15 protein-coding genes and 1 tRNA gene are annotated in these 14,127 nt (G+C 67.7%); 12 read left to right on the forward strand and 4 right to left on the reverse strand.

Going from position 1 to position 14,127, the window contains the following annotated elements:
- The first annotated feature begins 309 nt into the window (after positions 1-309).
- The 10 genes from ACF8ML_RS17870 (at position 310) to ACF8ML_RS17915 (ending at position 8,883) form a co-directional block, all read left to right on the forward strand.
- Positions 310-1,041 (forward strand): TorF family putative porin, encoded by a 732-nt coding sequence (locus ACF8ML_RS17870; protein ID WP_016448601.1) that lies wholly within the window; start codon positions 310-312, stop codon positions 1,039-1,041.
- A 23-nt stretch (positions 1,042-1,064) separates the two neighbouring features.
- Positions 1,065-1,403, forward strand: a complete 339-nt coding sequence (locus tag ACF8ML_RS17875; protein WP_012202241.1) for a P-II family nitrogen regulator — start codon at positions 1,065-1,067, stop codon at positions 1,401-1,403.
- A 31-nt stretch (positions 1,404-1,434) separates the two neighbouring features.
- Complete coding sequence (gene amt, locus ACF8ML_RS17880) at positions 1,435-2,808, forward strand: ammonium transporter (RefSeq protein WP_026062912.1); 1,374 nt, start codon at positions 1,435-1,437, stop codon at positions 2,806-2,808.
- A 197-nt stretch (positions 2,809-3,005) separates the two neighbouring features.
- Complete coding sequence (locus ACF8ML_RS17885) at positions 3,006-3,377, forward strand: type II toxin-antitoxin system RelE/ParE family toxin (protein WP_016448599.1); 372 nt, start codon at positions 3,006-3,008, stop codon at positions 3,375-3,377.
- A complete protein-coding gene (locus ACF8ML_RS17890; RefSeq protein ID WP_016448598.1) occupies positions 3,370-3,681 on the forward strand; it encodes an XRE family transcriptional regulator in 312 nt (103 codons plus the stop codon). Before ACF8ML_RS17885 ends, ACF8ML_RS17890 begins: the two co-directional genes overlap by 8 nt.
- 136 nt (positions 3,682-3,817) lie before the next feature.
- The gene (glcE, locus tag ACF8ML_RS17895) at positions 3,818-4,957 is read left to right on the forward strand and encodes a glycolate oxidase subunit GlcE (protein WP_392407574.1); all 1,140 of its coding nucleotides are present in this window, start codon (positions 3,818-3,820) and stop codon (positions 4,955-4,957) included.
- Positions 4,958-4,982: 25 nt separating this feature from the next.
- Positions 4,983-5,765 (forward strand): YoaK family protein, encoded by a 783-nt coding sequence (locus tag ACF8ML_RS17900; RefSeq protein WP_012202244.1) that lies wholly within the window; start codon positions 4,983-4,985, stop codon positions 5,763-5,765.
- 61 nt (positions 5,766-5,826) lie between these two features.
- Positions 5,827-7,077, forward strand: a complete 1,251-nt coding sequence (glcF, locus tag ACF8ML_RS17905; protein WP_313283732.1) for a glycolate oxidase subunit GlcF — start codon at positions 5,827-5,829, stop codon at positions 7,075-7,077.
- An 84-nt stretch (positions 7,078-7,161) separates the two neighbouring features.
- The gene (locus tag ACF8ML_RS17910) at positions 7,162-8,028 is read left to right on the forward strand and encodes a ProQ/FinO family protein (protein ID WP_047326931.1); all 867 of its coding nucleotides are present in this window, start codon (positions 7,162-7,164) and stop codon (positions 8,026-8,028) included.
- 336 nt (positions 8,029-8,364) lie between these two features.
- Positions 8,365-8,883, forward strand: a complete 519-nt coding sequence (locus tag ACF8ML_RS17915; protein WP_074922563.1) for an AmiS/UreI family transporter — start codon at positions 8,365-8,367, stop codon at positions 8,881-8,883.
- 27 nt (positions 8,884-8,910) lie between these two features.
- On the opposite strand, the gene ACF8ML_RS17920 is transcribed toward ACF8ML_RS17915, so the two are convergent.
- Both ACF8ML_RS17920 and lplT read right to left on the reverse strand, forming a co-directional pair.
- Positions 8,911-9,810, reverse strand: a complete 900-nt coding sequence (locus tag ACF8ML_RS17920) for a DMT family transporter (RefSeq protein ID WP_392407575.1) — start codon at positions 9,808-9,810, stop codon at positions 8,911-8,913.
- A 198-nt stretch (positions 9,811-10,008) separates the two neighbouring features.
- Entirely contained in the window at positions 10,009-11,310 is a 1,302-nt protein-coding gene (lplT, locus tag ACF8ML_RS17925; protein ID WP_016448591.1) for a lysophospholipid transporter LplT, read from the reverse strand.
- 134 nt (positions 11,311-11,444) lie between these two features.
- On the opposite strand from lplT, the gene alr reads away from it, so the two are divergent.
- The gene (gene alr / locus ACF8ML_RS17930; RefSeq protein ID WP_047218852.1) at positions 11,445-12,548 is read left to right on the forward strand and encodes an alanine racemase; all 1,104 of its coding nucleotides are present in this window, start codon (positions 11,445-11,447) and stop codon (positions 12,546-12,548) included.
- On the opposite strand, the gene ACF8ML_RS17935 is transcribed toward alr, so the two are convergent.
- Positions 12,549-12,989 (reverse strand): MarR family winged helix-turn-helix transcriptional regulator, encoded by a 441-nt coding sequence (locus ACF8ML_RS17935; RefSeq protein ID WP_016448589.1) that lies wholly within the window; start codon positions 12,987-12,989, stop codon positions 12,549-12,551.
- A gap of 96 nt (positions 12,990-13,085) precedes the next feature.
- Between ACF8ML_RS17935 and ACF8ML_RS17940 the strand changes: the two genes are divergently transcribed.
- The gene (locus ACF8ML_RS17940; RefSeq protein ID WP_016448588.1) at positions 13,086-13,901 is read left to right on the forward strand and encodes a siderophore-interacting protein; all 816 of its coding nucleotides are present in this window, start codon (positions 13,086-13,088) and stop codon (positions 13,899-13,901) included.
- Between the two features lie 68 nt (positions 13,902-13,969).
- On the opposite strand, the gene ACF8ML_RS17945 is transcribed toward ACF8ML_RS17940, so the two are convergent.
- Positions 13,970-14,046: transfer RNA gene (locus tag ACF8ML_RS17945), tRNA-Met, on the reverse strand.
- Positions 14,047-14,127: the final 81 nt, after the last annotated feature.

A 14,127-nucleotide genomic window follows, 5' to 3' on the forward strand; every position in this document is an offset into this window, starting at 1 on the left:
GCTATCCAATCAGGCATGTTCCAGAATCAGGCAATCCAGACTTGGCTGATCATGTGCTGTGGCAGGCGACCTGGGAATGCGCTGTACTGGGCATGAAAGCATTTGCACTTTTTTGGTGCATTTTTGGTGAGATACCATGTGAGCGACCGCTATCACCGTAACGGTGCAGAACTTCTGCACAAAGCCGGTGCATGGGAGGATGCTGCGGTGCTGCATTGGTAGGTCGGAAGGCGCCCCACCCAGCAGAAAAGACTGGCACGGTCCGTGCTTAACCCGGTTGTCACGAAATTTTTCAAACCGGAGGATCCCATGTCCCGTGCCAGCCTCAAGTCGCTCGCCATCGCCTGTGTCGCCATCGCTCCGCTCTGGGCCCACGCCCAGCTCACGGCCAATGTGTCCCTGACGACGAACTACAAGTTCCGCGGACAGGACCAGGACACGGGACGCAACAAGGCCGTCAAGCCTGCCCTGCAAGGCGGCTTCGACTACACCTTCGGCGACAGCGGCTGGTACATCGGCAACTGGAACTCCAGCGTGGACTGGCTGCCGGGCAACTCCCTGGAAACCGACTTCTACGGTGGCTACAAGTTCAAGGCCGGCGAGGTGGACCTGGACTTCGGGGCCCTGCAATACCTGTACTCGGGCAACTCCAGCGGCAACACCACCGAGCTGTATGGCGCGGCCACGTACGGCCCGTTCACGGCCAAGTATTCGCACACCGTATCCAAGGACTACTTCGGCTGGGCGGGCGAGAAAGCCGGCTCGGGCCTGTCGGGCCGCAATACCGGCTACCTGTGGCTGGGCTTCAGCAAGGAAGTCATGCCCAAGGTGACGGTCAAGGCATCGCTGGGCTTCACCCGCTTTGCCAGCGACATCAAGGGCCTGGGCGTGCCCAACTATATGGACTACAGCGTGGGCGGCGCCTACGATTTCGGCGACGGCGTGTCGCTGGGCGCGGCCGTGACGGGTGCGAACAAGAAGTCGTACTTCGGTGACGTCAACAAGGCGCGCCTGATCGTGACGCTGACCAAGACCCTGTAACCGGACCTGAGGAGCAAAGCATCATGAAACTGGTGACCGCCATCATCAAGCCCTTCAAGCTCGACGAGGTGCGCGAGGCGCTCTCCGACATCGGCGTGCAGGGCATCACCGTGACCGAAGTCAAGGGCTTCGGCCGCCAAAAGGGCCATACCGAGCTGTACCGCGGCGCGGAATACGTGGTCGATTTCCTGCCCAAGCTGCGCCTGGAGGCCGCCGTGCCCGACGCGCTGGTGGACCAGGTGATCGATGCCATCGAGGCCGCTGCGCGCACCGGCAAGATCGGTGACGGCAAGATCTTCGTGCTGCCCATCGAGCAGGCCGTCCGCATCCGTACCGGCGAGACCGGCGACAGCGCACTGTGAGTTTCAACCCCACGTTTCCCGAAAGACTGCCATGACCAAACGACTTCTTTCCATGGGCCTGGGGCTGGGCCTGCTGGCCGCAGGCGCCGCTGCCCTGGCACAGGAGCCCGCCGCCGCTGCAGCCGTTGCCGATGCGGCCGCTGCGGCAGCCCCCGCCGCCGCGGCGGCAGCCGAGGCGCCGGCCCCCGCGCTCAGCGCCGGTGACACGGCCTGGATGCTGACCTCGACCATGCTGGTGATCCTGATGGTGATCCCGGGCCTGGCACTGTTCTACGGCGGCCTGGTGCGCACCAAGAACATGCTGTCCGTGCTGTGCCAGGTGTTCGTGATCTTCTCGCTGATCACGCTGCTGTGGGCCGTCTACGGCTACTCGCTGACCTTTGCGGGCGAAGGCAACTTCTTCGGCGGCTTCGGCAAGATCTTCCTCAAGGGCATTGCGCCCGACACGCTGGCCGGCGCACTGCCGACCATTCCCGAGTACGTGTTCGTGGCCTTCCAGTCCACGTTCGCCGCCATCACCGTGGCCCTGATCGTCGGCGCCTTCGCCGAGCGCATCAAGTTCTCTGCCGTGATCCTGTTCTCGGTGCTGTGGTTCACCTTCAGCTACATCCCCATGGCCCACATGGTCTGGGGTGGTGGCCTGCTGGGCAAGGACGGCGCGCTGGACTTCGCAGGCGGCACCGTGGTGCACATCAACGCCGGTATCGCTGGACTGGTGGGTTCCTACATGCTGGGCAAGCGCATCGGCTTCGGCCGTGAGGCCCTGCCTCCGCACAGCCTGACGCTGACCATGGTCGGTGCCTCGCTGCTGTGGGTGGGCTGGTTCGGCTTCAACGCCGGCTCGGCAGGTGCTGCCAACGGCATCGCCGGCCTGGCCTTCATCAACACCATCGTCGCCACGGGCGCCGCCACCATCTCCTGGCTGGCCGCTGAAGCCCTGCACAAGGGCAAGGCCTCGATGCTGGGTGCCGCCTCGGGCGCCGTGGGCGGCCTGGTGGTCATCACCCCGGCGGCCGGCCTCGTGGGCCCCATGGGCGCCATCGTCATGGGCCTGATCGCCGGTCCCGTCTGCCTGTGGGGTGTGTCCGGCCTCAAGAAGCTGCTCAAGGTCGATGACGTCTGCGACGTGTTCGGCGTGCACGGCGTGGGCGGCATCCTGGGTGCCATCCTGACCGGCGTGTTCTGCGCCTCCAGCCTGGGCGGCATCGAGCCGGCAAACTTCAACATGGGCCATCAAGTGTGGGTGCAGGTCAAGAGCGTGCTGCTGACCATCGTCTGGTCCGGCGTGGTGGCTGGCATCTCCTACAAGATCTGCGACCTGGTCGTCGGCCTGCGCGTCAGCGAAGAGTCCGAGCGCCAGGGCCTGGACATCACCACGCACGGCGAGGTGGCGTACTACCGCTGATCGGTTTCCAGGGAGTTCATTGCGGATTGGCCTCGGTGCTTGCACCGGGGCCTTTTTTCATTGCCGCGCCGCAAACGCCCTTCAGCGGCTGAGGAAATCAGGAGGCCTGCTGCACGCCAACCGCCTTATGGTGAGTTCCGTTATAAGACGGATCTTTTGCCTATATGCCATTGACGGAATATATTCTGGAGGGAATAATGACCCAGCCCTGGGAGGTGGAGTACACCGACGAGCTTGGCGACTGGTGGGCCGATCTGACGCAGGCCGAGCAGGAGTCCATCGATGCATCGGTTCGGTTGCTGGAGGCAAGAGGGCCGAATCTCGGATATCCCCATACGTCCGGCATCGAGCGTTCAAGGCACCCGCACATGCGCGAGCTTCGCGTGCAGCACGAAGGCCGGCCCTATCGGCTGCTGTACGCATTCGATCCGCGCCGCTGTGCCATCTTGCTGATCGGCGGCGACAAGACGGGCGATGGCCGCTGGTATGAGGTGCATGTACCCATCGCCGACCGCTTGTACGACACGCACATCGAGACCCTGAAAAGAGAAGGACAGATCCATGGCTAGGAAATTCAACGAACTGCGCGCCGGCATGTCGCCCGAGGCACAGTCCCGTGCTGCGGCACGGGCCGAGGCCATGCTTGTGGAAATGCAGTTGCAGGAGCTGCGCAAGGCCCGCAACGTGACCCAGGTCGAAGTGGCCAGGGCCATGAGCGTGGAGCAGGCTGCCGTCTCCAAGCTGGAGCGCCGCGAGGACATGTACGTGAGCACGCTGCGCGAGTACGTCAAGGCCCTGGGCGGCGAGCTGAAGCTGGTGGCCTCCTTTCCCGACGCCGACATCCAGGTCCATCCTTTCGAGCCGGCACGATGAAGGCCGCAGGCGGCTGATTCGACTTGCGCCTTTGCCTTTTCGTCCCTGCTGTTTTGCGCCGCCCGCAGAACTTCAAGCGCGCCGTTCAAAAAATTCACGGGCCCGCACCGAGGCGAAAAAGGGCCCAGCCGCTACCATGCAGGCCATGGATTCAGCCCAAAGCCAACTCATCCAGATCGCCGAGCGCGTGCGCGCCGCGGCGGCCGACGCCACGCCGCTGCGCATACGCGGCGGCGGCACCAAGGATTTCCACGGACTGGCCCTGCAGGGCGAACTGCTGGACACGCGGACGCTGGCCGGCGTGGTCAGCTACGAGCCCAGCGAGCTGGTGGTGACCGTGCGCGCCGGCACGCCGCTGGCCGAGGTCGAGGCCCTGCTGGCCGCACAGGGCCAGTGCCTGGCCTTCGAGCCTCCGCATTTCGAGGGAGCGGATGGCCGCGCCACCGTGGGCGGCATGGTGGCCTCCGGCTTGTCGGGCCCCTCACGCGCCAGCGTGGGCGCCGTGCGCGACTTCATGCTGGGGCTGGAGATGATCAACGGCCAGGGCGAGCTGCTGCGCTATGGCGGCCAGGTCATGAAGAACGTGGCGGGCTACGACGTCTCGCGGCTGATGGCGGGCTCCTGGGGCACGCTGGGCCTGATCACCGAGGTCAGCCTCAAGGTGCTGCCCGTGGCGCCTGCCGAGGCCACGCTGCGCTTCGAATGCACGCAGCAGCAGGCGCTGGACTGGCTCAATGCCTGGGGCGGACAGCCGCTGCCGCTCAATGCCAGCTGCTGGCTGCAGGAAGACAGCGCGGCCCAGGGCGTGCTGTACCTGCGCCTGCGCGGTGCGCGTGCCGCCGTGCAGGCGGCCTGCGGGCGCCTGGGGGGCGAGCGCATGCACAGCGCTGCGGCCGACTGGCAGGCCTGCCGGGAGCACCAGCTGCCCTGGTTCACCGCACGCGCACCGGGCCATGCGCTGTGGCGCCTGTCCGTGCCGCAGACGGCTCCGGCCCTGGCGCTGCCTGACGGCTGCAAGGGGCCCCTGATCGAATGGCACGGCGCATTGCGCTGGGTACAGGCGCCGCGTGCGCTGGGCCATGCGCTTCGCGCGCTGGCAAAAGCAGCGGGCGGATCGGCCACCTTGTTCCGCTCCGAGGCAACGGGGCAGCCCGGCGCCGAGCCCGATTTCGACGCCCAGGCGGCCGATGCCACGGCCGCGCTGCATGCACGGCTCAAGCAGGCCTTCGATCCTGCGGGCATCTTCAACCGCGGCCGGCTGGCCGCCGCCTGGTAGGCCGGGCCAACGCCTGGCTCCGCCCATGCGCATGCGCCACCACCTGCACCTGCTCACGGACCGGCACCGCACGGTGGCCAGCAACCGCACGCTGGGCCTGCTGCTGGCCTTCAATGCGGGTGCGGTGAATGCGGGCGGCTTTTTGCTGGTGCACTCCTATACCTCGCACATGACGGGCTTTGTCTCGCTGCTGGCCGACAACCTCGTGCTGGGCAATACGGCGCTGGTGCTCAGTGCCTGCGGCGCGCTGCTGGCCTTTCTGTGCGGCGCGGCCGCGACGTCGCTGCTGGTTAACTGGGCGCGCCACCACCGGCTGCGCAGCAGCTATGCGCTGCCGCTGCTGCTGGAAGCCGCGCTGATGCTGCTCTTCGGCGTGCTGGGCGCGGCCATGCTGGCCTGGCCCACGCCGTTCGCCGTGCCGCTGGCCGTGCTGCTGCTGTCCTTCATCATGGGATTGCAGAACGCCACGGTGACCAAGATGTCGTCCTCGCAGATCCGCACCACGCACATGACGGGCGTGATCACCGACCTGGGCATGGAGCTGGGTCGAGCCCTCTACTGGAATCGCCATGGCAGCCCGCCCGAGCACCGGGTCCACGCCAACCATGTGCGGCTGCGGCTGTTCGCAGGGCTGCTGTCCATGTTCCTGCTGGGCGGCATTGCGGGCGCGCTGGGTTTCAGGCACCTGGGCTTCGTCTTCGTCGTGCCGCTGGCCGTGGTGCTGTGCCTGCTGTCCCTGCCGCCGCTGTGGGCCGACCGTGCGCGGCTGCCCCTGCTGCTGGGCCGGCGAGCCGCGCCTCGCGCGTGACCGCCGTGTCCGGCTGCCGTGCCTGACCGTTCCCCGATACCCATACAACAAGAGCCCCACCATGCAGACCCAACTCGCACCCCAGTACCGCGCCACGCCCGAGGGCCAGGAGGCCGAAGCCATTTTGCGCAAGTGCGTGCACTGCGGCTTTTGCACGGCCACCTGCCCGACCTACCAATTGCTGGGCGACGAGCTGGACGGGCCGCGTGGCCGCATCTACCTGATCAAGCAGGTGCTGGAAGGCGGGACGCCCACGCGCGCCACCCAGCAGCATCTGGACCGCTGCCTGACCTGCCGCAACTGCGAAAGTACCTGCCCCAGCGGCGTGCAGTACGGCCACCTGGTGGACATAGGCCGCAAGATCGTCGAGGAACAGGTACCGCGTCCCTTCGGCGAGCGCGCCAGGCGCTGGGCGCTCAAGGAGGGGCTGAACTCGCCGCTGTTCGCCCCGGCCCTGAAGCTGGGACAGGCCGTGCGCGGCCTGCTGCCCGAAGTCCTGGCCGAGAAAGTGCCCCAGCCGCAGGACGCGGGCCGCTGGCCCGTGCGCGAGCATGCGCGCAAGGTGCTGCTGCTGGCCGGCTGCGTGCAGCCCGCGATGATGCCGCGCATCAACTACGCCACGGCGCGCGTGCTGGATGCGGCCGGCATACAGACCGTGATCGCTCCCAACGCCGGCTGCTGCGGTGCCGTGAAATTCCACCTCAACGACCAGGAAGGCGGCAAGGCGCAGATGCGCGCCAACATCGACGCCTGGTGGCCCCAGGTGGACAGCGGCGCGGTGGAGGCCATCGTCATGAATGCCTCGGGCTGCGGCGTCACCGTCAAGGAATACGGCCACCTGCTCAAGGACGATGCGCAGTACGCGGACAAGGCAGCCCGCATCAGCGCCCTCACGCGCGACCTGAGCGAGCTGCTGCCTGAGCTCCTGCCCGAGCTGGCCGAGCGCCTGCAGGGCAGGGTGCGCGCACCGGCCGCGCCCATGGCCTACCACCCGCCCTGCACGCTGCAGCACGGGCAAAAGCTGCGCGGCGGCGTGGAAACCCATCTGGCCAGGCTGGGCTTCGAGCTGCGCGTGGCGCGCACCGAGTCGCACCTGTGCTGCGGCTCGGCGGGAACCTACTCGGTGCTGCAGCCCGAACTATCGCACCAGTTGCGCGACCGCAAGATCGGTGCGCTGACCGAAGGCTTCGATGCCCAGCGGCCTGCAGCCATCCTCTCGGCCAACATGGGCTGCATCGTCCACCTGCAAAACGGCACGGACCTGCCCGTGCGCCACTGGATCGAGGTGCTGGACGAGGCCCTGCTGGCCTGAGATCCGCCGCGTACCCACTGCGCATCTGTGCCTCCAGCGCGACGCCGTGGGGCCTATGCCCGCGCAAGCCTTTGCAATGCTGGCATGATGCGGGGTTTCGTTTTCTCCAAGCCCACGTGCTCCGCCATGACTGAATCCGTGTCTGAACCGCAAGAACAGAGCGCCGCGCTGCCGGCGGACGCCGCTGCCGGCACCGAGCCGCAGGCTGCCGCCAGCGCCGATGGCCAGGGCCGCAAGCGCTCGCGCCGCGGCGGACGTGGCCGCAACAAGGGCAAGGCCTCCGAGCCCGCCGCCGACGCCACAACCGACGCGGCCGGCAGTGCCGAGGCTCCCGCATCCAGGCCTGTGCGCACCCAGCACCCGCTGCTGGCGCAACTGGCCCAATGGCATCCGAACCTGTTCGGCGAGCAGCCCCTGCCGCTCAAGCGCGGCATCTTCGAGGACCTGCTGGCCGCCCATCCCGAAGCCATCGACCGCGACCAGCTCAAGCTGGCCCTGTCCCAGCACACACGCTCGAGCCGCTACCTCACCGTGGTGGCCAGCGGCCAGGCGCGCCATGACCTGCAGGGCCAATCGGTCGAGCCCATGGCGCCCGAGCATGTGCACCATGCGCTGATCGAGGTCTTTCGCCGCCGCCAGCACCGCTCGCCCGAGGACCTGGCGCCCAAGCTGCGCAACCGCATCATCGCCGCCTACGAGGCCTCGGGCCTGTCCCGCGACGACTATGCGGCGCGCGTGCAGGGCCGTGACGAGGCCACCAACGCCCTGGTGGCCGAGGCCCTGGCCGAAGCCGATGCGCGTTCTGCACGAGACGAAGCTCTGCTGCGCGCCTTCGAGGCCAGCGGCCAGACCACCGAAGCCGGCTTTGCCGACATGTACGGCATGAACCCGCGCCAGGTGGCGCAGCAGCTGGAACGCGCCCGCCGTCGCCTGCAGACGCAGGCGGCCTGAGGTACCAAGGACCGGCACCAAGGACCGGCACCAAGGACCGGCGCCAAAGACCGGCGCCAAAGACCGGCAGCACCGCCTGCCGGCACACTCCACCGCCGCGTGCCCGGCAAGGGCCGCGCCGGTGCACCTGCCCTGGATCACAGGCGGCATCTCTGCAGCGGACCCTTTCGCCAGCACGCAGATGCCCACCAGGGGCGGGCCCGGGGATGAACTGTTTCACGGACGCCGCTGCACCCGGCCACGGGGCGGCGGCGCCTTGCCGTGCGCGCTCGTTCCCGTGGTCTGGCAAGGGCGCGCAAGGCACTTCAAAAGCAAAAAAGCAAAAGGAGACTTGCGATGTGGCTGGGTTTGTCGTTGTTCTACGTGGGCGCCGTGCTGTGCCTGAATGGCCTGTGGATGCTGGGGCGCATTGCCGACCGGGAAATCTGGGTCATCAACGTGTTCGCGGGCCTGGTCTCGCTGATCATCGGCCTGGCCTCGGCCTTCGGGCCCGAGCCTGATGCGGCCTCTGTCAAGACCGGCGCGCTCACCCTGCTGTTCGCCTTCACCTACCTGTGGGTGGCCATCAACCGCTTCACGGGGGCCGATGGCCGGGGCCTGGGCTGGTTCAGCCTGTTCGTGGCCATCACCGCCGTGCCCGTAGCCATCGACACCCTGCTGGGCGCGCGCACCGCCATCGACTGGTGGATGGCGGCCAACTGGGCGGCCTGGGCCGTGCTGTGGGCCATGTTCTTCATGCTGCTGGCCCTGGGCCGCAACATCGGCCGCATGACGGGCACGCTGTGCATTGCGCAGGGCGTGCTCACGGGCTGGCTGCCGGGCTACCTGCTGCTGGCCGGGCAGCTCACGGGCTGATTGCGCAGCGTTGGTGCGGGCAGGGAGTCAAGCCCCACGCCGTCGTGCATGCGCCAGCGCAGACAGCAGCGCGGCCGCGATGATGCAGGCACCGCCCAGCAGCGTGCGCGGCGTCAGCACCTCGCCTGCAATCAGCACCGAGGAGACGCTGGCGAACACCACTTCGGCCAGCATGACCACGGCCGTCACGCCGGCCGGCAGGCGCGCGGCGCCGAACTGCAGCGCCCAGTTGCCCAGCATCAGCAGCACGGCCAGGCCGGCGGCGATCAGCATCCAGCCGGCCTGCGGAGCCGGCAGCGGCGGCACCAGGCCCACGCTGCTGCCTGCAAAGGCGCTGAACAGGCCCATCGCCATGCAGCCGCTGAACATGGCCAGCATGCGCGCCTGCGCCGGCACGGCCTGCAGGCGGCGCAGCAGCACGTTGGTCAGCGCGAAGGTGAAGCCGCCGAACAGTGCCAGGCCGTCGGCCAGCGACAGGCCGCGCAGCAGCCCGGGCGAGCCGCCGCTGAATGTGCCCTCGGGCACCAGCACCAGCGCCACCCCGCCAAAGGCCAGCAGCAGCCGCGTCAGCGCAGCGGGCGTGGGCCGCTCGCCCAGGAGCCTCCAGGCCAGCAGCACCGACCATGCGGGCATCAGATAGAACAGCAGCACCACGCGCACCACGTCGCCAATGGTCACGGCCCAGTTGAAGGCGATGTTGTTGCTGCCCGCGCATGCGCCCAGCAGGATCAGGGCCGGGTACTGCAGCGCCTGGCGCAGGCTGACCGGGCGCAGCGCCACCAGCCCCGCCAGCACCAGGGCATACATCAGCGCCGTGGCCCACAGCGGATGCAGGCCAGCCTCGTGCATGGCGCGGAACGGCCACCAGGCCAGGCCCCAGACCAGGGTGTTGAACAGCAGGGCGAGAACGGGCAGCGGGCTATGCATAAAACCACGAAAAAGTGCCCGGTCAGGCAAAGCCCGCACCGAACACAATACGAGAAGACCATTTAGACCAGGCCTATCAATCGATAGCGCCCTATGGAACTGGCGAGGCCCAAAGCGAGAGACACCGAGCCAGGGCCGCCCCGCCGCGAGGGTGTCGTCCCCCCTGGGGGAAGGCGCGAAGCGCCTCAGGGGGTAGTCTCAATGACAATCCTTGCGGGCAATCGCTAGCAGGCGCTCGACTTCCTCGGGATGCTGGCGCAGGTTGTTCCTGTGCCAGCGTCCGATCAGCCACATGATGCCGGCCACCACCAGGCCGAACACCGTGATGGCACCAAAGGCCGACAGCCCGAACTTGGTGGACAGCGCATAGAAGGCGCCCAGCGCCAGGATGCAGGCCTGCTCGTTGAAGTTCTGCACGGCAATCGAGCGGCCCGCGCCCATGAGGTTGTGGCCGCGGTGCTGCAGCAGCGCATTCATGGGCACGACCAGGAAGCCGCCCAGGCCGCCCAGCAGGATCAGGAAGGGAATGGCCACCCACACGCTGTGGATGAAGATCATGGCGATCACCAGCAGGCCCATGGTGATGCCCAGCGGAATGACGCGCGTGGCGTTGTCCAGCCGCATGCGCATGGATGCGAGGATGGCGCCTGCCGCCGTGCCGATGGCCACCACGCCCACCAGGGCCGATGCCTGGGAGGTGCCGTAGCCCAGGGCCGCCGCGCCCCAGGCCAGCACGATGTAGCGCAGATTGCCCGACACGCCCCAGAACAGCGTGGTCGTGGACAGCGAGATCTGGCCCAGCTTGTCCCCCCACAGCCGCTGGCTGCAGGTCCAGAAGTCGGGCAGCAGGGCCAGGGTGTTGGCCAGCAGGCTCTTGCTGGGGTCCTGGCGCAGCGGGCGCAGGATGGTGTCGGTCAGCGGAATGCGCAGGTTGAACCAGGCGGCCAGCGCATAGACGCCGACCAGCACGGCAATCGCCGCCTCGGCGGCCGTGTCCACGCCCGTGTCCAGCAGCGGCAGGTCGAAGTCCAGCAGATGGGTCGAGATGCCCGGGCTCAGCAACTGCCCGCCCACGAGCACGCCCAGGATGATGGAGGTGATGGTCAGCCCCTCGATCCAGCCATTGGCCTTGACCAGCTGGGAGGCGGGCAGCAGCTCGGTGAGGATGCCGTACTTGGCGGGCGAGTAGGCCGCTGCGCCCAGGCCGACCACGGCGTAGGCGATCAGCGGATGGTTGCCGAACAGCATCATCAGGCAGCCCACGATCTTGATCGCATTGCTGATGAACATCACCCGCCCCTTGGGCAGGGCGTCGGCAAAGGCGCCGACGAAGGGGGCCAGGATCACGTAGAACAGCGCGAACATGGGCACCAGGGCGGCGCGCTGCCACTCGGGGGCGCCATTGGTGCGCAGCAGTTCCACGGCGGTCACGAACAGGGCGTTGTCTGCCAGCGAGCTGAAGAACTGCGCTGACATGATGGTGTAGAAACCGCGCTTCATGGATAGGCAGATGGGGTCAGCCGCAGGGCTGCTGACCGGTTAAATAAGGGCCCCGTGGCAAGTGACTGGCGGTTATATCACGCGGCCTTTGGCCGGCAGTGCCAGAATCCCAAGCTTCTGACTGAGTGAAAACCATGCCGCGTCCCATTCTTGCCACCATCCATTCCGCCGCGCTTCGCCACAATCTGGAGCGGGTGCGGCAAGCGGTCCCCGATGCCAAATTGTGGGCCGTGGTCAAAGCCAACGCCTATGGCCACGGTATCGAAAACGTGTTCGAGGCCCTGCGCGGCGCCGACGGCTTCGCCATGCTGGACCTGGCCGAGGCCGAGCGCGTGCGCCAGCTGGGCTGGCGCGGCCCCATCCTGCTGCTGGAGGGCGTGTTCGAGCCGCGCGACCTGGAGCTTTGCTCGCGCCTGTCCATCTGGCATGCCGTGCATTGCGACGCCCAGATCGACTGGCTGGCCGCGCACAAGACGCAGAACGGCCACCGCGTCTTCCTCAAGATGAACTCCGGCATGAACCGCCTTGGCTTCACGCCCGAGCGCTTTCGCGCGGCCTGGGCCCGGCTCAATGCCTTGCCCCAGGTGGAGGAAATCTCGTTCATGACCCACTTCAGCGATGCCGACGCAGGCGCTGGCCAGTCGGGCATCTCCGCGCAGCTGCAGCGCTTTCACGACGCCACGTGCGACCTGCCCGGCGAGCGCAGCGTGGGCAACAGTGCCGCCACGCTGCGCCATGGCGACGATGCCCAGGTGCGCTGCGACTGGGTGCGGCCCGGCATCGTGCTGTACGGCAGCTCGCCCGACTATCCGCAGCACACGGCGGCCCATTGGGGCCTGCAGCCCACGCAGACCCTGAGCTCGCGCATCATCGGCGTGCAGCAGCTGGCTGCGGGGCAGAGCGTGGGCTATGGATCGCGCTTCACGGCCGAAGCTCCCGTGCGCCTGGGCACCGTGGCCTGCGGCTATGCCGACGGCTATCCGCGCCACTGCGGCACCGGCACGCCCGTGCTGGTCGACGGCGTGCGCACCCGCACCCTGGGCCGCGTGAGCATGGACATGCTGGCCGTGGACCTGACGCCCGTGCCCGATGCCGGCATGGGCAGCGAAGTCACGCTGTGGGGCCGCGCCGGCAACGGCGCCGTGCTGCCCATCGACGAGGTGGCCGAGGCGGCCGGCACGCTGGGCTATGAACTCATGTGCGCCGTCGCGCCGCGCGTGAACAAGGCCGTCGATTGATCAGGGCGCGGCCTGGACGCTGTCCCTGGCCCGTTCCAGCAGCGCCATCATCTGCTGTTGCGCGGCAGGCTCCCAATCCTTGAGCAGCCGCGCCGCCAGCGCCTGGCGCGACTGGCGCAGCCGGTCGAACAGGGCCTGGCCCTGGGGGCTGAGGCTCAGGCAGCGCACGCGGCGGTCGCGGGCGTCCGGTTCGCGGTCCAGCCATCCCTGCTCCTGCAGCTGCGCCAGCATGCGCGCGAGCTGGGCCTTGTCCATGTGGCTGTGGTCGACCAGATCCCTTTGCGTGCGGCCCGGGTGCCGGCCCACGTACATCAGCACGCGCACCTCGTTGGGCGTCAGCCCGGGCTCCATGGACTCCATGTCCTCGCGCATGCGCGAGCGGAACAGGTGCAGCAGCTCGTGCATGGCCTCGAAGATATCGGCGGGCAAGGAGGCATTCATGGCAGGGTCTTGTGGAAATATGTTGACAAAGTCAACGGATGGCAGAGAATTGGTGGACTAAATCAACATTCTAGGCCGTCACAGGCCGTTTCGCCAATGAACTTGCCCAATCCAGCCAACTCTGCCGTGGCGCCTGCCCCCGTCGTCCACCGTGTCCGCCATCCCTTCCGCGCCCGCCATGTGCAATTGCTCTCGCGCGAGCAGCCCAGCCCCGGCTTTGTGCGCCTGACCCTGGGCGGACCCGAACTGGAGGACTTCGTCAGCTCGGGCTTTGACGACCACGTCAAGCTCATCCTGCCGCAGGCCGGGCGCGAACTGCCCGCGCTTCCCGTGCTGCTCGATGGCCGCCCCACCTTCGTGGAGGACGAGCGCCCCACCTTGCGCGACTACACGCCGCTGCGCTACGACGCTGCGCGCCAGAACCTCATCATGGATTTCGCACTGCACGATGCCGGCCCCGCCACCGAATGGGCGCTGACCGCGCCCCTGGGCCAGTGGGTGGGCCTGGCCGGGCCGCGCGGCAGCCTGGTGATCTCGGCCAACCTGCCATGGCATTGGCTGTTCGGCGACGAGACCGCCATGCCCGCCATCGAGCGGCGCCTGGCCGAGCTGCCCGCCGGCAGCCGCGCCGTGGTGCGCGTGCAGCTGCGCAACCCTGCCGACCGCCGCCAGTGGAAGAGCACGGCCCAGCTGGACTGTGCCTGGGTCGAATCGCTGGCCGACGCCGTGCAGGCGCTGGAGCTTCCCCAGGACGACGACGGATATATCTGGGCGGCGGGCGAGCACAGCGCCATGGCCGAGCTGCGGCGCCTGCTGCTGGCCAAGGGCGCCGCGCCCAAGCGCATGCGCGTGGCCTCGTACTGGAAGCAGGGCCAGGCAGACCACCATGAAGACCTGAACGATCCCAGCTGACCTGCGTGGAGAAAAGCAAGAAAGGCACAGACGAAAAAAAGCCCACCGAAGTGGGCTTTTTTTCGTGGTGGTTGCGCGAGAAGGATTTGAACCTCCGACCTTTGGGTTATGAGCCCAACGAGCTACCAGACTGCTCCATCGCGCGGTAATTCCGCAGTAATTTCGTTTCACCGCATTTTGTGCAGCGAAGAAGGCAACTATAACCGATATCTCTTTGTCACGCAAC

The sequence above is a fragment of the Delftia sp. WSY_10 genome (assembly GCF_043104705.1).
In the GTDB taxonomy this organism is placed as follows: domain Bacteria; phylum Pseudomonadota; class Gammaproteobacteria; order Burkholderiales; family Burkholderiaceae_C; genus Comamonas; species Comamonas tsuruhatensis.